General features: G+C 72.8%; 12 protein-coding genes. 8 read left to right on the plus strand and 4 right to left on the minus strand.

Annotated elements, in window-relative coordinates:
- Positions 1–9 precede the first annotated feature (9 nt).
- Both VF106_RS06465 and VF106_RS06470 read left to right on the plus strand, forming a co-directional pair.
- Positions 10–804, plus strand: a complete 795-nt coding sequence (locus VF106_RS06465) for a thioesterase II family protein (protein ID WP_330838645.1) — start codon at positions 10–12, stop codon at positions 802–804.
- Between the two features lie 484 nt (positions 805–1,288).
- Entirely contained in the window at positions 1,289–1,621 is a 333-nt protein-coding gene (locus VF106_RS06470; protein ID WP_330838646.1) for a putative quinol monooxygenase, read from the plus strand.
- Positions 1,622–1,627: 6 nt separating this feature from the next.
- Here VF106_RS06470 and VF106_RS06475 read toward each other — a convergent pair whose 3' ends face one another.
- From VF106_RS06475 to VF106_RS06485, 3 genes are read right to left on the minus strand one after another with little or no spacing between them, the layout of a single operon-like run.
- Positions 1,628–2,593, minus strand: coding sequence for an NAD-dependent epimerase/dehydratase family protein (locus VF106_RS06475; protein ID WP_330838647.1), 966 nt, complete (start codon positions 2,591–2,593; stop codon positions 1,628–1,630).
- Entirely contained in the window at positions 2,581–3,873 is a 1,293-nt protein-coding gene (locus VF106_RS06480; protein WP_330838648.1) for a nucleotide sugar dehydrogenase, read from the minus strand. Before VF106_RS06480 ends, VF106_RS06475 begins: the two co-directional genes overlap by 13 nt.
- Before the next feature lie 24 nt (positions 3,874–3,897).
- On the minus strand, positions 3,898–4,569 hold the full coding sequence (locus tag VF106_RS06485) for a PIG-L deacetylase family protein (RefSeq protein WP_330838649.1): 672 nt from the start codon (positions 4,567–4,569) through the stop codon (positions 3,898–3,900).
- Between the two features lie 250 nt (positions 4,570–4,819).
- Here VF106_RS06485 and VF106_RS06490 point away from each other — a divergent pair, with 250 nt between their 5' ends.
- Positions 4,820–15,922 carry an SDR family NAD(P)-dependent oxidoreductase gene (locus VF106_RS06490; protein WP_330838650.1) on the plus strand — a complete coding sequence of 3,701 codons (11,103 nt, stop codon included), beginning with the start codon at positions 4,820–4,822 and terminating at the stop codon, positions 15,920–15,922.
- A gap of 5 nt (positions 15,923–15,927) precedes the next feature.
- Here VF106_RS06490 and VF106_RS06495 read toward each other — a convergent pair whose 3' ends face one another.
- Complete coding sequence (locus VF106_RS06495) at positions 15,928–16,686, minus strand: TetR/AcrR family transcriptional regulator (RefSeq protein ID WP_330838651.1); 759 nt, start codon at positions 16,684–16,686, stop codon at positions 15,928–15,930.
- A gap of 86 nt (positions 16,687–16,772) precedes the next feature.
- Here VF106_RS06495 and VF106_RS06500 point away from each other — a divergent pair, with 86 nt between their 5' ends.
- From VF106_RS06500 to VF106_RS06520, 5 genes are read left to right on the plus strand one after another with little or no spacing between them, the layout of a single operon-like run.
- On the plus strand, positions 16,773–17,237 hold the full coding sequence (locus VF106_RS06500; RefSeq protein ID WP_330838652.1) for a DUF1707 domain-containing protein: 465 nt from the start codon (positions 16,773–16,775) through the stop codon (positions 17,235–17,237).
- Entirely contained in the window at positions 17,234–17,593 is a 360-nt protein-coding gene (locus VF106_RS06505; protein ID WP_330838653.1) for a hypothetical protein, read from the plus strand. Before VF106_RS06500 ends, VF106_RS06505 begins: the two co-directional genes overlap by 4 nt.
- Entirely contained in the window at positions 17,590–18,360 is a 771-nt protein-coding gene (locus VF106_RS06510) for an ABC transporter ATP-binding protein (protein ID WP_330838654.1), read from the plus strand. The genes VF106_RS06505 and VF106_RS06510 overlap by 4 nt, the downstream gene beginning before the upstream one ends.
- On the plus strand, positions 18,357–20,873 hold the full coding sequence (locus VF106_RS06515; protein WP_330838655.1) for an FtsX-like permease family protein: 2,517 nt from the start codon (positions 18,357–18,359) through the stop codon (positions 20,871–20,873). Before VF106_RS06510 ends, VF106_RS06515 begins: the two co-directional genes overlap by 4 nt.
- 18 nt (positions 20,874–20,891) lie before the next feature.
- Positions 20,892–21,773, plus strand: coding sequence for a nucleotide disphospho-sugar-binding domain-containing protein (locus VF106_RS06520; protein WP_330838656.1), 882 nt, complete (start codon positions 20,892–20,894; stop codon positions 21,771–21,773).
- The last annotated feature ends 99 nt before the right edge of the window (positions 21,774–21,872 follow it).

The raw sequence follows: 21,872 nt of genomic DNA on the forward strand, positions 1-21,872 counted from the left end.
GGTGCCCCTGTGACGGTGACGAGTGTCGGCTCCTGGGTCCGGCGGTTCCACACCGCGCCGGAGGACGCGGTCCGGCTGGTCTGCTTCCCACACGCGGGAGGCGCCGCCACCTGGTACTTCCCCCTGTCCCGTGCGCTGATGCCGGCGGCCGGGGTACTGGCCATCCAGTACCCCGGCCGCCAGGACCGCCGAGCGGAACGCTGTGTCGACGACCTCGGTGAGCTGGCCGACCTGGTCGCGCGGGAGCTGGCCGCCTGGACCGATCGGCCGTTCGCTCTGTTCGGCCACAGCATGGGCGCCACCGTCGCCTACGAGGTGGGCCGCCGCCTGGAACGTGCGGGTGTGATGCCGCTGGGCCTGTTCGCGTCCGCCGGTCGCGCCCCCACCCGCTGGCGCCCGGAAATGCTCCACCGACGCGACGACGAAGGTCTCGTCGCCGCGTTGCGCTCGCTCAGCGGCACCGACACGAGCCTGCTGGGTGACGAGGAGCTGATGCGCATGGTGCTCCCCGCGATCCGGGCCGACTACCGTGCCGTCGAAACCTACCGGCACACCGGCACCCAGCGCCTGACCTGCCCGATCCACGTGCTGGCCGGCGACTCCGACGAGGTGACCACCCTCGACGAGGCCCGCGCGTGGCACAACCACACCACCGCCCCCTGCGAGGTCTCCACCTTCGCCGGCGGTCACTTCTACCTCACCGAGCACCTGCCCGCCGTCACCAGCACGATCACCGAGCAACTGACCGGCTGGCTCAGGACCAACCGACCCACGGCCCATGGGACGACGCGGTTCGACGCTTGACGTGCTGCTCGCTCAGCACCAGCACCGGGGTGATCCCCGGTGCTGCCCGGTTTGCGGCCATCGCGGCCGCGCCGGGAGTGGAGCCGGCGGCGATCGCCCTGCCGTCGTGAAGCGCGACGTAACGGGCCGGGGCGTTGCCCGGGGCGAGCAGTGCCAGTGCGGCGGCCAGGTCGGCGACCGGCGATGTTGGGTGCGGGGCCGCGGGCCGACGCGGCGGAGACCGCGTTGTCCAACAGGATCAGGGCGTTCCTGCCCGCGAGCAGCTGCCGGTACCGCGCGGCACGGCCGGGCGGCGGGTCGTCCGGCCGTGCCGCGGGCGGCCCGGGCACGGATCACCTCGCGGTGGATCGCCCGGTAGGACATCCACCGCGACTTCCCATCGAGTCACGCCCCCATCAGGTCCACGTGTCCACCGGAACCCGGTGTGACCTCACTCCGGGGTCGGTGTGCGGCGGTAACGTGCACGCGAACCGAAAGGAGTGGCATGATCTTCATTACCGCCAAGTTCCGTGTGCTGCCGGAACATGCGGACGACTGGCCCGAGATCACCGACGAGTTCACGCGGGCGACCCGCGCCGAGCCTGGGTGTCTGTGGTTCGACTGGTCGCGCAGCCTCGCCGACCCCACCGAGTTCGTGCTGGTGGAGGCCTTCCGCGACGACGAGGCCGGCGCGGCGCACGTTCAGTCCGAGCACTTCAGGGCGGCGCAACGGACGCTGCCGCCGCACCTCGCGGAGACGCCGCGGATCGTCAACGCGACCATTCCCCAGGACGACTGGTCCCGCCTCGGCGAGATGGCCGTGCCGTCGGAGAAGTGAGGGAGGTCAGGTCGCCGGGCGGCGGTCCTTGATGACCGCGCGGATGATGTCCTCGAGGGTGTGGTGGGGTCGGAAGCCGACCCGGTCGCGGGCCTTGGTGCAGTCGGGCACGCGGCGCTGCATGTCCTCGTAGCCGTCGCCATAGGCCTCGGTGTAGGGGATCTTCACGATCTCGCTGTGGGAGCCGGTCGCTTCGATGATCTTGCCGGCGAGCGCGGAGATCGTGATCTGCTCGGCGTTGCCGAGGTTGTAGACGGCGCCGTGGGCGGTCTCGTCCGCCAGCAGGGCCACCAGGGCGGGGACGACGTCGAGGACGTGGCAGAAACAGCGCACCTGCTGCCCGTCGCCGAAGACGGTGACCGGCGCGCCGGTGAGGGCCTGCTGTACGAAGCGGGGGATGACCATGCCGTACCGGCCGGTCTGCCGAGGGCCGACCGTGTTGAACAGGCGGACGATCACCGTCGGGATGCCGTGCTCGACGTGGTACAGGTACGCCAGGGTCTCGTCCAGTGCCTTGGCCTCGGCGTAGGACCAGCGGCTCTTCAGCGGAGAGCCGACGATCCGGTCGTCCTCTTCGGACAGACCGGCGGTCGTGTTCTTGCCGTACACCTCGCTGGTCGAGGCGACGAGGATCGGCACGTCGTGGCGGCGGGCGGCCTCCAGCACCGTCTCGGTGCCGGCCAGGTTGGTGCGCAGGCTCTCGAGCGGCTTGTCGAGGATGGTGAACACGCCGACCGCGGCGGCCAGGTGGTAGACCGCCGTCACCCCGTCCATGCAGCGCTCGACGGCGTCGGGATCGCACACCGAGCCGCGGACGAAGCGCAGTCGCGGGTCGTCGCGGACGGTGGCCAGGTTGTGCTCGCTGCCGGTGCTGAGGTCGTCCAGGACGACGACCTCGTGCCCGAGGCCCAGCAGGTGCTCGGTGAGGTGTGAGCCGATGAAGCCGGCTCCGCCCGTGATCAGGCTACGCATGGCCACTGTCCTTTGCCGGCGCCCGTGTCGAAGCGGTACGTCGTGTCGATCACCATGGGGCAGCCGGACAGCCAGCTGTAGTCGTGTCCGGTGTGGACGGTGTGGATCAGTGCCACGTCCCAGTCCGCGCCGTTCGGCTGCACGGAGCTCTTCATGTTGCTGTCGTCGTGCAGGGTCACCTGCGGCACCAGCGGGTCGAAGTAGTCGACCACGGCGCCCTCGTCGAGAAGATAGGCGATGATGTCCAGCGCGGACGAGGCCCGTACGTCCTGCACGCCGGGCTTGTAGCTCACGCCGACGACCACCACCCGCCGGCCAGCGATTCCCTTTCCGTCCCGGGACAGCGTGTTGATCAACCGGTCGACGACCTGCCTGGGGCGTTCGGCGATGGCGTTCATGGCCTGGTTCACCAGTGGCGCCGGGGTGCGGGTCGCCCGCAGCTGCCAGAGCAGGTAGTGCGGGTCGCAGGGGATGCAGTGGCCGCCGACACCGGGCCCCGGGTAGAAGGCCATGAACCCGTACGGTTTCGTCGCGGCCGCCGCCGTGATCTCCATCGGGTCGAGGCGAAGGCCGGCACAGATGTCGGCGAACTCGTTGGCCAGCGCGATGTTCACCGCGCGGAAGGTGTTCTCGTACAGCTTGGTCAGCTCGGCCGCCTCCGCCGACCGTACCGTGTGGACGGTCGCGGTGAGCACGCTGAACAGGCCGACCGCCCTGGCGGTGCAGGCCTCGGTGACGCCGCCGACCACCCGGGGTACCTCGCGCTGGGTCGGCGTGCTGCGGCCCGGGTCGATCCGCTCAGGGCTGGACGCGACGAAGATGTCCTCCCCGACCGTGAAGCCGTTGGCCGTCAACGGATCCACGAGCAGGGTCGCGGTCGTGCCGACGGAGCTGGTCGAGGTCAGGACGATGGTCTGGCCGGGCCGGGCGTGCCGCACCAGCGTGTCACAGGCGTCCCGCAGCGCCGTCAGGTCCGGCAGCTGGTGGCGGTCGACCGGCGTCGGCACGCACACCATGACCGCGTCCGCCTCGGCGACCCGGGAGGAGTCCGATGTGAGCTCGAAACCGTCCGTCCCCAACGCCGACTCCAGTCGGCGCCGGTCGGCCTCGATGAGGTCGATGTCACGCGAGGAGATGGCGGCCAGGCGTTGTGGGGCGGAGTCGATCCCGAGCACGCGTAAGCCACCGGCGTGCAGTGCGAGCGCGGTCGGCAACCCGACGTAGCCCATCCCGACGACGGCGACCGACGAGATGGGCCGCGTTGCGACAGATTCTGGCATTTCTCACTCAATTCCTGTCGATGTCTACCGGACGATCCGGATGAGCTCGAACGCCTCCGCGAGTGGCACGGCGACCTGCGATCCCCGGTACTCGGCCAGGGCACGCACGGCGCGAACGCTGCGCGGGTTCGGCCACTCCTCGAGCTCCTCGCCGTAGGCCCGCAGCGCCGACAGCTTGCGTTCGAGGTGGTCCTCGTCCAGCGTTTCCCAGTAGTTCGGGCGAAAGCCCGGGGAGATGCCGGCGGCCTCGCCGGTGTCCGTTGCGGACCGGACCTCGAACGCGCGGATCTCCCGGACGCCGCTGCGTCCCGACCGGCCGGCCACACGGGCCGCCCGGCTGACCAGTTGGTGATCATGGCTCAGGTCGGACAGTGCCGTGGTGAACATGGCGTCCGGCTCGAAGTCCCGGACTTCGCGCTCCACCACCCGGTTCAGCTCCAGCTGACCGACGGTGTCCAGCCGGTTGTCGCCGAACTCGTTGACCTGGACCCGTTCGATGCCGAGAATCTTCGCGGCGGTCTCGATCGCGGAACCGCGGTTCGTGACGCCTTTCCTGACGCCGGCCCGGGATCCGTCGTCGTTCGTCAGCACGCACAGGCCGATCGTCACGCCCTCGTCGGCAAGTCTCGCGATCGTGCCGCCCGCACCGAGCGTCTCGTCGTCCCCGTGGGCCGCGACGACCAGTAGGCGGTTCATCGTTGAATGCATAGGAATCCTGCCTGGGAGGGGCGGACCTGCTCGAGCCTTCGATTTCCGCTCGAATGTGACCGATGCGGCGTCCGGCGAACAACCCCTAACGTTGTGGACGGTCGATCTTCGCTCGCGTGGGATCGCCGGCGACCACCTTTAGGGGCCTGCTAGGGGTGGGACCGCGTGGTTTCCGCTCATACGGTGTCGGAGATATTCGGTAGTTCTGTGCGACGTGACGCCGGTGAAAAGAGGCCGTGTGAACACCTCCGAAGACAAACTGCTCCGTGCTCTCCGCACGTCGTTGAAGGAGACCGAACGGCTGCGTGGGCAGAACAAGAAGCTCACCGACGCCGGCCGGGAACCCATCGCCATCGTCGGCATGGCGTGCCGGTACCCGGGCGGGGTGACCACGCCAGAGGAGCTGTGGGACCTCCTCGCCGGTGGCGGGGACGGGGTCGGCCCGTTCCCCACCGACCGGGGCTGGGACCTCGCCCGGCTCTGGGACCCGACAGGGGAGCGGCCGGGCACGAGCTACGTCCGCGACGGCGGTTTCCTGCACCAGGCACCGGAGTTCGACGCCGACTTCTTCGGCATCAGCCCGCGTGAGGCGCTGTTGATGTGCCCGCAGCAACGGTTGCTGCTGGAGACCTCGTGGGAGGCGCTGGAGCGGGCCGGAATCCCCCCGCACACCGTCCGGGGGCGGCCGGTCGGGGTGTTCACCGGCGTGATGTACCACAACTACCCGGGCAGCTACGGTTCCTCCGGCGTGGTGTCCGGCCGGCTGTCCTACACGTTCGGTCTGGAAGGACCGGCGGTCACCGTGGACACCGCGTGCTCCTCCTCGCTGGTGACACTGCACCTGGCGGTGCAGGCACTGCGGCAGGGGGAGTGCTCGCTGGCGCTCGCCGGTGGCGTCACGGTGATGGCCACGCCCCGGACCTTCGTCGAGTTCAGCATGGACGGCACGCTGTCCAGTGACGGCCGCTGCCGCGCGTTCGCGCAGTCCGCGGACGGCACCGGCTGGTCGGAGGGCGCCGGCATGCTCCTGCTGGAGCGGCTGTCCGACGCCCGGCGCAACGGCCACCGGGTGCTCGCGGTCGTCCGCGGCACCGCGGTCAACCAGGACGGCGCCTCGAACGGGATGACCGCACCCAACGGTCCGGCGCAGGAGCGGGTGATCCGCCAGGCCCTGGCGAACGCCCGGCTGTCCGCCGACGCGGTGGACGCCGTCGAGGCACACGGCACGGCCACGACGCTCGGCGACCCGATCGAGGCACAGGCACTGATCGCCACCTACGGCCAGGACCGACCGGCACAGCGGCCGCTGTTGCTGGGTTCGGTCAAGTCCAACCTGGGGCACACCCAGGCCGCCGCCGGGGTCGCGGGAATCATCAAGATGGTGCTCGCGCTGCGCAACGAGCTGCTGCCGAGGACCCTGCACGTGGACGAGCCGACCCGGCACGTCGACTGGTCGGCCGGCCGGGTGGAGTTGCTCACCGAACCGGTCACCTGGCCCCGGGAGGACGGTCGCCCCCGCCGGGCCGGGGTGTCCTCGTTCGGTATGAGCGGCACCAACGCCCACGTGATCCTCGAGGAGGCGCCTGCGCACAGCGAGCCGGGCACGGAGTCCACACCGGGCCCGGTTCCCTGGGTGCTGTCCGCCCGGACCAGGCCGGCGCTACGCGCGCAGGCGGCCCAGCTGGTGGACCACCTCGACCAGCGGCCGGACCTCGATCCCCTCGGGATCGGCGCCACGCTGGCGACCCGCCGGTCGCCGTTCGAGCACCGGGCCGTGGTCACGGGAACCGACAGTGCCGAGCTGATGCGGGGTCTGCACGCCATGGCGGCCGGCGAGGACGCCCCCGGGCTGATCACCGGATCCGCCGCGGGTGAGTCGTCGACGGCGTTCCTGTTCTCCGGCCAGGGATCGCAGCGGCAGGGGATGGGCACCGGGCTCGCCGCGGCGCACCCGGTGTTCGCCGCCGCGTTCGACGAGGTCCTCGCCGAGCTGGACAAGCACCTGGACCGCCCGTTGCGTTCGGTGCTCGACGACGACGCACTCGACCAGACCGGGTACACGCAGGCCGCGCTGTTCGCGCTCCAGGTCGCGCAGTACCGGCTGCTGGAGTCCTGGGGGATCATCCCGGACTTCGTCGCAGGGCACTCGATCGGCGAGCTCGCCGCCGCGCACGTGGCCGGGGTGCTGTCCCTGACCGACGCCGCCGAGCTGGTCGCCGCTCGGGGCACGCTGATGCAGAAGCTGCCGGCCGGTGGGGCCATGGTGGCCGTCGCCGCCACCGAGGACGAGGTCCGGCCGCTGCTGGACGAGCGGGTCGCCATCGCCGCGGTCAACGGCCCGGCCGCCGTCGTGGTCTCCGGCTACGAGGACACGGTCGTCGCACTGGCGGCCACGCTGGAGAGCAGGGGTCGCCGGACCAGGCGGCTGCGGGTGAGCCACGCCTTCCACTCGCCGCTGATGGAGCCGATGCTGGCGGACTTCAGGAAGGTCGCCGAACGGCTCACCTACACCCCGCCGAACCTGCCGGTGATCTCCGCGGTCACCGGCCGGCCGGCCGTGGACGCGGACCTCTGCTCCGCCGACCACTGGGTCCGCCACGTGCGTGACACGGTGCGGTTCAGCGACGCGGTGCGTGCGCTCGAAGCCGATGGCGTGAACCGCTGGGTCGAGCTCGGGCCGGACGCCGTGCTCTCCGCGATGGTGCCGGACTGCCTGACCGGGCCGCCGGAGCGCCTGGCCCGCCACGTCGGGATCTCCCTGCTACGCAAGGACATGCCGGAGGACCTCGCACTGGTCACCGCGCTCGGCCGGCTGCACGCCGGTGGCGTGGTGCCGGACTGGACGGCCTGGTTCGGCCAGCTCGGCGCGCGGCCGGTCGACCTGCCGACCTACGCCTTCCAGCGGGAGCGCTACTGGCTCACCGCGTCCAGCGGCGACCCGGCCTCCCTCGGGCTGGAGCCGGTGGACCACCCCCTGCTCAACGCCGCCACTCTCCTCGCCGACGTCGACGGGCTGGTGCTGTCCGGCCGGCTCTCCGTCGGCACCCACCCCTGGCTCGCCGAGCACGAGGTCGGCGGCTCGGTCCTGTTGCCGGGCACGGCCTTCGTGGAGCTCGCGGTCTGTGCGGGGGACCGGACCGGCTGTCCCAGGGTCGACGAGCTGACGCTGCACCTCCCGCTGGTGCTGCCCACCAACGGCGCGGTCCAGGTCCAGGTCAGCGTGGGTCCGCCGGACGAGCACGGCGCGCGCCCGATGAGCATCCACTCCCGCGCCGACGACCTGGTCGGCTCGAACCGGTGGACGCGACACGCCACCGGCCGGCTCACGGGTCCGGCGACCAGACCGGTCGAGCAGGAAGCCTGGCCACCCGCCGGCGCCGAGCCGGTGGACCTCACCGGGATCTACCCGCTGCTCGCTGGTCGGGGACTGGTCTACGGGCCGCTGTTCCAGGGCCTGCGTGCGGCATGGCGGCTGGGTGAGGAGATCTGCGCGGAGGTGAGCCTGCCCGAGCACGCGCACGCCGCCGCCGAGCGGTTCGGCCTGCACCCCGCGGTGTTCGACGCGGTGCTGCACGCGGCCGGGCTCAGCGGCGCGGGCGATTCGGGCATGGCGCTGCCCTATGCCTGGTCCGGGGTGGAACTGCACGCCACCGGGGCCGCCGCGGTCCGGGTTCGTGTACGGCCGGCCGGCGAGCGCACGGTGTCCCTCGAGCTCACCGACGTGTCCGGGCAGCCGGTCGCGTCGGTGGAGTCGTTGACGCTGCGGGAGATCACCGGCGAGCAACTGGCCGCGGCCTCCCAGGAGGGCATCGCAGGGGAGGCGCTCTTCCGGACGGAATGGACACGGATCGCCCTGCCCACGGCCGCCGAGCTGTCGGTGGGTGAGTACGGAGCCACCGGCGCCGTCCCCGACGTGGTCGTGCTCCGGGTCGCCGGTGGGATGGACGCCGACGCGGCACGCACGGCCACCCACAGCACTCTGGACGGGGTGCAGCGCTGGCTCGCCGACGAGCGGTTCGGTTCGTCCCGGCTGGTCGTGCTCACCGGTGACGACCTGGCTGGGGCGGCGGTGCGTGGCCTGATCAGGTCCGCGCAGTCGGAGAACCCTGGGCGGATCGTGCTCGTGTCCGCTGACGGCCAGGACGTGCTCGACCGGCTGCCGGCGATCGTGTCGGCCGACGAACCCGAGGTCGCGGTGCGGGACGAGTCCGTCCTGGTGCCCCGCCTGGCCAGGGTGAGCGTGCCGGCAGAGGCCCACTCGTCGGCGATCGGTGCGAGCCAATCCACCGTCCTCGTGACGGGTGGGACCGGTGCGCTCGGCCGGCTGGTGGCGCGGCATCTCGTGGCGCGGCACGGCGTGCGGCGGCTGCTGCTCGTCAGCCGGCAGGGCCCGCGTGCCGCCGAGGTGGACACGCTGGTCGCCGAGCTGTCCGAACTGGGCGCCGAGGTCGAGGTGGCGGCCTGCGACCTGGCCGATCGGGCGGCGGCCGCCGCCCTCCTGACCGGCCGGGAGCTGGGCGCGGTCGTGCATGCCGCGGGTGTGCTGGACGACGGCGTGTTCTCCGCGATGACGCCCGAACGGCTCGACACGGTGCTGCGGCCCAAGATGGACGCCGCGTGGCACCTGCACGAGCTGGTCACCGAGACGGCCGCCTTCGTGCTGTTCTCGTCCGCGGCCGGGGTGTTCGGCGCGCCCGGTCAGGCGAACTACGCCGCGGCCAACGCGTTCCTGGACGCCCTGGCCGAGCACCGCCGCGCCCGAGGACTGCCGGCCCAGTCGTTGGCCTGGGGGCAGTGGGCGCACAACGACGGCATGGCCGGATCAGCCGGCACCGTGGGTAGGCCCGGACTACCGGCCATGTCGGTGGTGGAGGGCCTGGAGCTGTTCGACGCCGCGCTGTCCACTCCGGAACCGGCGCTGGTCCCGGTCAAGCTGGATCTCGACGCGTTCCGCCGGGACCCCGACGCGATGCCCGACGTCCTGCGCGGGCTGGTGCCCGTGCGGCGGGCGGCCGCTGCCGACGCCGGGCGGGCCGAGTCGCTGGTCGACCGCCTCGTCCGGCTACCGGCCGCCGAGCGGATGACCGGACTGACCGACATGCTGCGCGGCCATGTCGCCGCGGTCCTCGGACACGGCTCCGCCGACCTCGTCGACGCCGAGCGGGCGTTCAAGGACCTCGGCTTCGACTCCATGCTCGCCGTCGAGCTGCGCAACCGGCTCGCCACCGTCACCGGCCTGCGGCTGCCGTCCACTTTGGTCTTCGACTACCCGACCATCGCGGACCTGGCCGAGTACCTGTTCCAGACGCTGCTCGGCGATCTGGAGGAGGCGGTCGAGGTCGCGGCGCCGACCATCGCGGTGTCCGACGAGCCCATCGCGATCGTGGGCATGGCCTGCCGCTACCCCGGTGGGATCGCGAGCCCGGAGGACCTGTGGCGCCTGGTGTCCACCGGCGCGGACGGCTTCACGCCGTTCCCCACCGACCGCGCGTGGGACCTGGACCACTGGGTCGGCATGATCGAGGCCGCGGGCAAGAAGGCCGAGGGCGGGTTCGTGTCCGACGCCACCGACTTCGACGCCGCGTTCTTCGGGATCAGCCCGAACGAGGCGGTGATGATGGACCCGCAGCAGCGGATGCTGCTGGAGGCGTGCTGGGAGGCACTGGAACGCGCGGGGATCGACCCGCCGTCCCTGCGGGGCAGTGACACCGGTGTCTACGTCGGCGTCATGCAGACCGACTACGACCCCGGTCCACTGGGCAGGCTGGAGCACAACGGCCTGTTCCGTGGCTCCGGCGGCCTGCGCAGCGTGACGTCCGGCCGGGTCGCGTACCTGTTCGGCCTCGAGGGGCCCGCCGTGTCGATCGACACCGCGTGCTCGTCGTCCCTGGTGGCACTGCATCTCGCCGGCCAGGCGCTGCGCCAGGGTGACTGCTCGCTGGCGCTGGCCGGCGGTGTCGCCGTGCTCGCCTCGCCGGAACCGTTCGCCCACTTCGACGGCAGCGGCACCTCCTCTGACGGCCGGTCCAAGGCGTTCTCCTCGGCAGCGGACGGCGTCGGCTGGGGCGAGGGCGTCGGCGTGCTGGTCGTGGAACGGCTGTCCGACGCGCTGCGCAACGGCCACGAGGTGCTGGCAGTCGTGCGCTCGTCCGCGGTCAACGCCGACGGCGCGTCCAACGGGCTGACCGCGCCCAACGGTCCGGCGCAGGAACGGGTGATCCGCAGGGCCCTCGCCGTCGCCGGCCTCGAACCGTCCGATGTGGACGCGGTGGAGGGGCACGGCACCGGCACCGAGCTCGGCGACCCGATCGAGCTGAACGCCCTGCTGTCCACCTACGGCCAGAGCCGCGCGGCGGACCGGCCGCTGTGGCTGGGGTCGATCAAGTCGAACATCGGGCACACCCAGGCCGCCGCCGGCGTCGCGGGAGTCATCAAGATGGTCATGGCCATGCGGCACGGCCGGCTACCGATGACGCGGTACGCGGAGCACCCGACCCCGCACGTGGACTGGTCGTCCGGCGGCGTCAGGCTGCTCGCCGAGACCATCGACTGGCCGGAGCACGACCGCCCGCGCCGCGCAGGCGTGTCCTCGTTCGGCTACAGCGGAACCAACGCGCACCTGATCATCGAGGACGGGGCGCCGTACCGGGTCGCGGAGCCGGCACGGGCCGGGGAGCGCTCCGGCGGGTCGGCGTTGTGGCTGCTGTCCGCGCGGACCGAGCAGGCCCTGCCCGCGCAGGCCGAAAGACTGCACGCGCACGTCACAGCCCATCCCGAGCTGGACCCGGCGGACATCGGGTACTCACTGGCCATCCGGCGCCCCGCCGGCCAGCACCGCGCGGCCGTGGCAGGCGACCGCGAGGAGCTCCTCGCCGGACTGGCCGCGCTCGCGAAGGGGGAGGCGGCGCCGCGACACGTGGTGGTCGGCACCTCGCTCACCTCGTCGAGGGCCGGAACGACCGCGTTCCTGTTCCCCGGCCAGGGCACCCAGCGCCCCGGCATGGGACGGGACCTCTATGCCGCCTTCCCGGCGTTCGCGCAGGCCCTCGACGAGGTGAGCGCGGCGTTCGACGGCCACCTCGGGTGGTCGCTGCGCCAGGTGATGTTCGCCAGGGAGGGCTCGGTGGCCTCGCGGTCACTGGACCAGACCAGCTACACCCAGGCCGCCGTGTTCGCGATGGGGGTGGCGCTGTACCGGCTGCTCCAGTCGTGGGGCATGCGGCCGGACCACGTCATGGGCCACTCGGTCGGCGAGATCGCCGCCGCGCACGTGGCCGGGGTCCTGTCGCTGAAGGACGCGGTCAAGCTCGTCGCGCACCGAGGGCAGCTGATGCAGGAGCTGCCCGGCGGTGCGGTGGTCGCCATCGAGGCGACCGAGGACGAGGTGGCGGCGATGCTCACCGGACGCACGAGCATCGCGGCCGTCAACGGCCCGCGGTCGGTCGTGGTGTCGGGCGAGGAGGAGCCGGTGACCGCGCTCGCGGCGCACTGGGCCGGGCTCGGCCGCCGGACCAGGCGTCTCGCCATCCGGCAGGCGATCCACTCGCCGGTCATGGACGAGATCCTGGACGAGCTCCGGGAGATCGCCGAGGAGCTGACCTACGAGCGGCCCGATCTTCGGGTCGTGTCGACCGTCACCGGCGCCGCCGCGGCTGACGAGTTGACCGACCCCGAGCACTGGGTGGCCAACTGCCGCCAACCGGTCCGGTTCGCGGACGCCGCGCGTGCCCTCGAAGACGCGGGGGTCGACCGGTTCGTCGAGCTCGGCACGGACGGCACGCTCTCGGCGTTGACCCGCGCCTGCCTGGCCGGTGCCGAGGGCGCCCTCGTGGTGCCGTTGCTGCGCCGGGAACGACCCGAGGTCGTCGCTGTGCAGCTCGCGGCGGGGCAGCTGTACGCGGCCGGCATGGCGATCGACGGCGCGCGGCTGTTCCTCGGCCGCGACGCCGTGCGGGTCCCGGTGCCGACCTACGCGTTCGACCGGAAGCGGTACTGGTCGGACGTCGACATGAAGGCGCAGCGTGGTGCCGGCGCACCGGCCGCGTCGGGGCTGGACGCCACGGACCACCCCCTGGTCGGCGCGTCGGTGTCGCTCGCCGGCTCCGACCACGTGACCCTGACCGGCGTGGTGTCGACCGCCACCCACCCGTGGCTGGCCGAGCACACCGTCGGCGGGGTGAGCGTGTTCCCCGGCGCGGCGTTCGTCGAACTCGCGTTGCTGGCCGGCGACCACGCCGGCTGCCGAGAGCTGGCGGAGCTGACCCTGCAGGCGCCGCTGACACTGCCAGAGCGGGGCAAGGTGCGGCTGCAGGTCACGGTCGGCTCGCCGGACGAGTCGGGTCTGCGCCCGCTGACCGTGCATTCCCGAAGCGACGTCGACGACGCGCCATGGGCCCAGCACGCCACCGGGTTGTTGGCGCCCGAGGCCGGGCCGGAGCCGGGCGGGCTGACCGAGTGGCCGCCTGCGGGGGCCGAACCACTCGCGGTGGACGGGTTGTACGACGGGCTGGCCGAGGCAGGCTTCGGCTACGGGCCGACCTTCCGCGGACTGCGGGCCGCGTGGCGCGGGGACGGCGAGGTGTTCGCCGAGGTGAGCATGGACGGTGTGCCGGACGGCCGGTTCGGGTTGCACCCTGCCGCGCTCGACGCCGCGCTGCACGCGGTCGGCCTGTGCGAGGACGTGACCGTGGCCGCCGGGTTGCCGTTCGCGTGGACCGGGGTCGCGCTGTACGCGACCGGCGCGACCAGGCTTCGGGTACGGGTGCGTCCACTCGGCGCCGACACCGTGTCGATCATGCTCGCCGACGCGGCCGGCCGGCCTGTCGCATCGGTGGCGTCCCTGGTGCTGCGTGCCGTTGACGTGCCGGCGGCACGCGGCGCGGCGCACGAGAACCTGTACGGCCTGCGTTGGTCGCCGGTCACGATCGGCTCGGCGCCCGCACCCGGTCGCGTCGCCACGGTCGGGTCGCACGCCGACCTGGTCGCGTTGGTCGCCGCCGGCGGTTTGCCGCCGGAGGTGATCGTGGTCGACCGTACCGGCGCGACGAGTCGCACGGCAGCGGGAATCCACGCCGCTGCCGGAGATCTGCTCGCCCTGCTCCAGGAGTGGGCCGGCGCCGAGTTCCTCGCCGACACACGGCTCGTCGTGCAGACCAGCGGCGCCGCGGGGCTGCCCGGCGAGGACGTGCCGGACCTGGCGGGCGCCGCCCTGTGGGGCCTGGCGCGGTCGGCCCAGGCGGAGCACCCCGGCCGGATCGCGCTGGTCGACGTGGACTCCGACCCGGCCCGGTCTCTGCCCGCGGCGCTGGCCTGCGGCGAGCCCCAGGTCGTCGTGCGTGACGGCGTCGTCCACGGCGCCCGGCTGGTCCGCGGAAGCGGCGCCGGCGAGCCGGCGAGCGTGTTCGACCCGAACGGGACCACGCTGGTCACCGGCGCGACCGGTGCCATCGGCCGGGTGCTTGCCCGCCACCTCGTGGCGGAGCGAGGGGTCCGGCACCTGGTTCTGGTGAGCCGAGGCGGCGACGCGTCCGATCTCGTGGCGGAGCTGACCGAGCTGGGCGCGACGGTCACCCTGGCGGCCTGCGACGTGTCCGACCGGGACACGTTGGCCGGCGTGCTCGCCGCGATTCCCGCCGAACGTCCGCTGACCGCGGTCGTGCACCTGGCCGCCGTGCTCGACGACGGCACGCTCAGCACGCTCACGCGGGAGAGACTGGCCGCGGTGTTGCGTCCGAAGGTGGACGGCGCGCTGGCACTGCACGAACTGACCGAGGGCGCGGACCTGTCGGCGTTCGTGCTGTTCTCCTCCGCCGCCGGCCTGCTCGGCAACGCGGGCCAGGCCAACTACGCGGCCGCCAACGCCGTGCTGGACGCGCTGACCGCGCACCGTCACGCGCATGGCCTGCCGGCTCAGTCGCTGGCCTGGGGTCTGTGGGCCGGGGGCGGCATGGCCGCGCGGACGGACCGGACGCGGATGACCCGCAACGGGATGCTCGCGATGTCCGACGAGGAGGGCCTCGCGCTCTTCGACGCGGCCACCGCACGTCCCGAGGCACTGCTGGCACCCATGTCGATCGACAAGGCCGCGCCAACCGGCGCAGTCCCGCATCTGTTCCGGGCACTGGTGGCGCCGACCCGACGCAGCGCTGCCCGCTCGACCGGAACCGACCCGGCCGACCTGCGGGAGCGCCTGGCGGGGCTCCCGGCCCGGAGCCGTGAACGGGCGCTGACCACGCTCGTCCTCGAACACGCCGCCGAGTTGCTCGGGTACGCCGGTGCGGACGCGATCGACGAGAACCGGCACTTCCTCGAGTCGGGCTTCGACTCGCTGACGGCGGTGGAGCTACGCAACAGCCTCAACGCGGCCACCGGACTGCGGCTGCCGGCCACGGTCGTCTTCGACCACCAGACCCCGGCCGGGCTGGCCGAACGGCTGGCCGACGAGCTGGACCGGAGGCCGGCGCCGGCCGTGGCCGCCACCGAGGACTCCCTGCGCGGACTGTTCCAGGAGGCCGTGCGGGCCGGGAAGGTGCGCGACGGCCTTTCGCTGCTCGGCTCGGCGGCGAACCTGCGACCCTCCTTCGAGTCGCTGGCCGACCTCGGCGCCGCACCGCCCGCCGTCACGCTCGCCGAGGGCGGCACACCGCGACTGCTGTGCTTCGCGACCCCGGTCGCGCTGGGCGGCGCCTACCAGTACGCCCGGCTGGCCAGGCACTTCCGGGACGAGCGTGCGCTGTCGGTGCTGCCGATGCCCGGCTTCGCCGCCGGCGAGCCGCTGCCCGGTTCCGCCGGGGCGGCGATCGAGGTGCTGGCGGCGGGCGTGCGCCATGCCGCGGGCGACGAGCCGTACGCCCTGCTCGGCTACTCCTCGGCCGGGATCCTCGCGTACGCCGTCGCCGGTCTGCTCGCCCGGTCGGGCCGTGCGCCGGCCGGGGTCGTCCTGCTGGACACCTATGCCGTCGGCGAGTCGGCGGCCGGGGAGCAGGCCGCGCTGGACCAGGTCATGATCGATCTGGCGGCCGGGATGCTGGAGCACGAGTCGGAGCACGCGCCGTTCGACCGGACCAAGCTGACCGCGATGGCCAGGTACCTCAACCTCCTGCCGGACGTCGAGGTGTCCGACATCGAGGTGCCGACGCTGCTGGTCCGGCCACAGGAGCGGTTCGGCGACGCCGAGCCGTCGACGGCCTGGCAGACCACCTGGAGCCACGCGGACACCGTGGTGACCGTCCCCGGTGACCACTTCAGCCTGGTCGAGGCCAACGCGGCGGAGACCGCCGCGGCCATCCAGGACTGGCTCGGCTCATCGCCGGCCCGGAAGCGGAAGCGGGCGCGGCGGTGACCCGGTCAGGAGACGGTCGCGGTGGCCTGCCTGGCGGTGACCAGCGCCTCGATCCCGTCGAGCAGCCGGTCGAGGCCGAAGCCGATGTCGTCGTCGATGGTCGACGGGCCGTCCTGGTAGCTCCCACCGGCCAGCATGCCGGCGAGCACGGGATAGCCGTGCTCACGCAGCAGCGGTTGCAGGGATCCCGTCACGGACGCGGACTGCACCGGCGGCCCGCTGCTGCCGGACAGGTCGCGGAACAGCGACGCTGTGCTGCGGGCGTAGCCGTCCAGCAGCATCGCGCAGCCGAGCAGCTCCTGGTCGGCCGGCCCGGAGCCGGCCATGGCCGCCAGGAGAACTTCCAGCCAGCGCAACAGGTTGGGGGTCACCGGCGCGCCGTGGACCGGGATGTCCAGCAGCCACGGGCGTTCGCGGTAGCGGCCGATGACCGCGCGGGTCCAGACGGCGGCCGCGTCCCGCCAGCTCGTGGCCTCGGCCACGGAGTCGGGCGGGGGACCCCAGGCGGTGTCGGCGACCAGGACCAGCAGTTCGTCCTTGGAGCTGACGTAGCGGTAGAGCGCGTTGGCGGTGAGGCCGAGTTCCTTGGCGATACGCGACATGGACAGCGCGGCGGAGTCCTCCACGTCGGCGAGCCGGATGGCCGTCTCGACGATCTGGTCGACGCTGTGCGCGGGCTTGGGCCCCCGCTTGGACGCCGACGTCGGGGTGAGCCCCCAGGCGAGTGCGAAACCGGGGGGCAGACCGTCGTTGATCGCCGCCATACTTCCTCTCCTCTCCGAAAACCGATAAACTGTTCATGGCACACACTATTTTCCAGCCTAACCGGTGCGGGCGACCGAGGAGAGCCGTGATCGACCGATCAAGCGGAGCGCCCGCCTGGCTCGACCAGCTGTCGCGACCCGAACTGGCGCCCGTCTCCGAGGTCGAGCGCATGCTGGCCGCACGGCGGATCGCGCAGGCCAGGGACGAGGGGCGGATCGTCGTTCCGCAGGCCGAGGCCCGGCTCTCCCGGGCCGCTGCGGCGCGAACGCGGGCCCAGCTCACCGCCTCGGTGAGCGGCGTGCCCGACGTCGCCGTCCCACCTCCGCTGCTTGTCCTCAGCCGGGTCGCCATCGCCCTCTGGGTCGTGGCGACCGTCGCGCAGGTGATCGTCTGGTTGATGATCGGCCTGTTCAGCGGCGACTTGGACGAGTGGTGGTGGATCTGGACGCCGATCGGTGGGTTGCCGGTGGCCGCCGCGCTGTACTGGACGTTCGAGTGGAACCACGCCGCCGGCTCGCGCGTGGACCTGGGGAAGGGGGCCTCGGAATGAGTGAGGAACGAGACGAGAACTCACTGTTCGGCCGCTTGTCGTGGCCAGAGGAGCAGCAGGCCCCGGAAGCGGCGAAGGAGCAGGCGAACCTCGAGAAGGAGCAGGCGCGGGCCGCGCGGACGAAGGCGAAGACCGACGGCGTGCCGGTCGGTCTGCTGACCACGCGCCGCGTGATCGCCGTGGTCTGGGCGACCGTGTGCGGCATCCAGATCCTCATCTGGGGGCTGGTCAGCATCATCGGCGGGGACCTCGCCTTCCCGTGGTGGCTGTGGACGGTCGGCGGCGGTGGCCTCGTCGTCGGCGGCCTCTGGCTGGCCATCGGCTCGGCGGCCCGCAAGCGGAGGCAGGCTGAGTGAGCACTCCAGACGCGCCGGTCCGCCTGGAGTCGGTCCGCAAGGTCTACGGCAGCGGCGACAGCGCGGTGACCGCTCTCGACGGGGTCACGGTCGACTTCCCCGCCGGGTCCTTCACCGCGGTCATGGGTCCGTCCGGCTCCGGCAAGAGCACGCTGCTGCACTGCGCGGCCGGCCTCGACCAGCCGACGTCGGGCTCGGTCACGCTGGTCGGCAACGAGCTGGTCGGCAAGGGCGAGACCGAGCTGACCCTGTTGCGCCGCAAGCACATCGCGTTCATCTTCCAGTCGTTCAACCTGATGCCCGCGCTCAACGTGTGGGAGAACGTCACCCTGCCGACGGTGCTGGCCGAGCAGAAGCCGGACGAGCAGTGGGTGGCCAAGGTCATCGAGCTGGTCGGCCTCGGCGACCGGGTCAAGCACCGGCCCGGCGAGCTGTCCGGTGGTCAGCAGCAGCGGGTGGCGATCGCCCGCGCTCTCGTGAGCCGGGCGCGGGTGACGTTCGCCGACGAGCCGACCGGCGCGCTCGACACGCAGACCGCGGCCGACGTGCTCGCCCTCGTGCGTGAGCTGGCGAAGGCCGGGCAGACGGTCGTCATGGTGACGCACGACCCCGTCGCCGCGTCCTACGCCGACAACGTGCTGTTCCTGGTGGACGGACAGATCGTGTCCCGCCTCGCCGAGCCGACGCCAGAGGCCGTGGCCGCCGCGCTGGCCGGGCTGAGCTCGCGGGCCGGCAAGCCCGACGGTCTGGTCCAGGGCCGGCGATGATCAAGCTCGCGCTGGCCAGTCTTCGCTACCGGACCGCGGCAGCCATCGCGACGTTTCTCGCGGTCATGCTGGGTTCCGCGATCCTGATCGCCTGCGGCGGGCTCTTCGAGTCCGGCCTGCGGCTCGACTCGCTGCCCCAGCGGTTCGCCGGCGCCCCGGTGGTGCTCGGCGGGCCGGAGCCCGAGGTCGGCGGCTACGGCGAGCGGTCCGGCATCGGCGCCGACGTGGTCGGCGAGGTCGCCGCCGTGGACGGGGTCGAGCGGGCGGTGGCGGACGTGTCGTTCCCCGCCGTTCTCGTCGCCGACCCTCGGCCCACCGACGGCGGCGCCTACCTCGCCGGACACGACTGGACCTCCGCCAGCCTGACCCCGTACACGGTGCGGGGCGACGAGCCGGGCGCCGGTGAGGTCGTGCTGGACGCCGTGTCCGCCGAGCACGCCGGGGTGAAGCCCGGTGACCGCGTGGAGATCGTGGTCGCGGGTGAGCCGGAGAGTTTCGTCGTCTCCGGGGTCGCCACGGCGCGGCACCAGGTCGACGCGCCCGCCCTGTTCTTCGCCGAGGACGACGTGCGCCGGTTCTCCGCGCACCCGGACACGGTCGACGCGATCGGCGTGTTCCCCGCCGCCGGCACCTCGGCGGACGACCTCGCCGAAAGGCTGGCCGCGCGGTTCGGTGACCTGACCGTGTTCACCGGCGACGACCGCGGCACGGTCGAGTTCGCCGGCATCGGCACGAGCTTCTTCCCGCTGATCCTGCTGTCGAGCATCTTCGGCGGCATGGTGATGGTGGTGATGGGGATCGTGGTGGCTGCCACGATCGGCCTGACCGTCCGGCAACGGGAACGGGAGCTCGCCCTGCTGCGGGCCAGCGGCGCCACCCCCGCGCAGGTGCGGAAGATGGTGCTCGCCGAGACCATGGTGGTCGCGGGGCTCGCCGTCCTCTGCGGCCTCGCGCTCGGCAGGTTCATGGGCCTCTGGCTCTTCGCGCTGATCACCGACCGGGGCGTGGTGCCCGCGAAGCTCGAGTTCCAGCAGGGGCCCGTCCCGTTCGCCGCCGGTATCGTGCTCGGGCTCGCGGCGCCCTACCTCGCGGCCCGGTTGGCCGCCCGCCGCGCCGCCGACACCCGGCCGATCCAGGCACTCGTCGAGGCGGCCATCCCGCCGGCGGAGGTCGGCATGGTGCGCCGGTACCTCGCCAGGGTGTTCGCCGCCGCCACGGTCGGGCTCGCCGTCACCACCCCGTTCCTCGGCGCGGAGACCGCGGCGGCGACCGGCGGTCCGGCGGTCCTGACCGGGGCCATCGCCGTCGCGCTGCTCGGCCCCGAGATCATCGACCGGCTGGTGGGCCGGGCGGCCGGGCTCATCCGGCGGGTCGGCGGCACCAACGGCCACCTCGCGGTGATCAACACCCGCACGCGGGCCGTGCAGTTCGCCGCGGTGCTGATGCCGATCACGCTGGGCACCGCCATCGCGCTCGGCAACGTCTACTCCCAGACCACGGAGAGCGCCGCCCGCGAGGCCGGGTACGCCCAACAGCTCCAGGCCGACGCCGTGGTCACCTCGACCTTCGGCGCCGTCACGCCCGGCATGCTCGCCGACGTCCTCGGCACCCCGGGCGTGGCGGACGCCTCCGCGCTGGTGTCGAGCTCGGGGGCGATCGAGCAGCCCGAGGACACCTTTCACGGTGAGGAGGGCTGGCCACTGCTGGGGGTCGACGCCCAGGAACGCGACCCGGTGATCGCGATGCCGGTCACCGCCGGCTCACTCGCCGACCTCGACGGGAACACGGTCGCGGTGCCGAGGGACGCCGCCGAGGACCTCGGGTTCGGCGTCGGCGATGAGATCTCCGTGCGGCTCGGCGACGGCGTCCTCGTCGACGTCCGCGTCGTCGCACTGCTGGACAGTCCGTGGAACTACCCGAGCCTGGTGCTTCCCGCCGGCCTGCTCGCCCCGCACACGACCGCCGAGCTGCCGTCACAGATCCTGGTCCGGGCCGAGTCCGGGCAGGATCCGGCCGCGCTCGTCGGCACGCTCCGGGAGCGGGTCGCGGGCTGGCCGGGCACCGAGGTCGGCGGCGAGGACGCGTTGCTGGCCAACTTCTCGTCCGGCCTCGGCATGCAGGCGTGGATCAACTACCTGCTCGCCTTTCTGGCCATCGCCTACGCGGCCATCGCGACGATCAACACCCTGGCGGTGTCGGTGCTGGCCCGCCGCCGGGAGTTCGGGGTGCAGCGGCTCAACGGGGCGACCCGGCGCCAGGTGATGCGGATGCTGTTCCTCGAAGGCTCCGTCATCGCCACCGCCGGCATCGCGCTCGGCGCGGTCGTCTCGCTGTTCACCGTCATCCCGATGGCCATCGCGGTGAGCCACACCGTGGTCCCGTCCGGCCCGGTCTGGGTGTTCCTCGCCGTCGTGCTCGCGGCGTACCTGCTGGTGCTGCCGGTCACCTACATCGCGTCCCGGCTGGCGATGAAACACACCGCCGCGGAGGCGGTCAGCCTGCCGGACGCCTGACCTCTCTGGGAGCTTCCCATGCGCGTCCTCATGACCGTCCCAGCCGTGCCCGAGCGCCTGCATCACCTGGTGCCGCTGGCGTGGGCCCTGCGCACCGCCGGACACCTCGTCCGGGTGGCCGGCCCGCCGGAGTTCACCGAGACGATCAACCTGACCGGGCTGGTCGCTGTCGCGGACGACCTGGTGGACCACGCCGACCTGTGGCGACCCGACCTGGTCGTCTGGGACGACGGGGCGCCCGATGGCGCGCTGGCGGCCCGGGCCGTCGCCGCGACGAGCGTCCGGGTGGTGGGCCTGCCCGGCGGGACCAGTGCGGCCGAGGCCGACCTGACACTGGACTCCCGGCCGCCGTCACTGCGTGACCCCGAGGACGCCGGGCACCGGTCGATGCGTTTCGTCCCCTATGCGGGCCCGGCCGTCGTTCCCGTCTGGCTGCGCCGGAAACCGCGCCGGCGGCGCGTGTGCGTGACCGCGGGCGCTGCCGCTCTCGTCGCGGGGTTCGGCGGGGTGGACGCCGAGGTGGTCTGCGCCGCCGACCAGGTCCCGCCGGACGTGGGCGTGCCGGGCAACGTCCGCCTGGTCGAGGAACTGCCGGTGACCGCCGTGCTGCCGACGTGCTCGGCCGTGGTGCACGACGGCATGGCACACCCGGTGGCGGCGGCGCTCGCGCATGGGCTGCCCCAGCTCGGGCCGGCCACCGACGTCTTCCGCCGCGTGGTGGACCAGGGGGCGGGCCTGATGGCCGACCCCGAATCGCTCGGTACTCAGCTCACCCGCCTGCTCACCGATCCGGAGCCCCGGGGCCATGCCGAGCGCCTGCGTGGTGAGCTGGACGCCATGCCGAGCCCGCACGATCTCGTGCCGGAGCTCGCGCGACTCGCCACCGCCACCCGTACCTGAATTGTGGGGGCGGCGACGCCCCGATAGGGGTTGGGGCGAGCTTTCTCGACTCGTAACGTGCGGTACAGCACCGCAATTACGCTGGAGTCGAGAGGACTC

Source organism: Actinophytocola sp., assembly GCF_036378875.1.
In the GTDB taxonomy this organism is placed as follows: Bacteria; Actinomycetota; Actinomycetes; order Mycobacteriales; family Pseudonocardiaceae; genus Actinophytocola.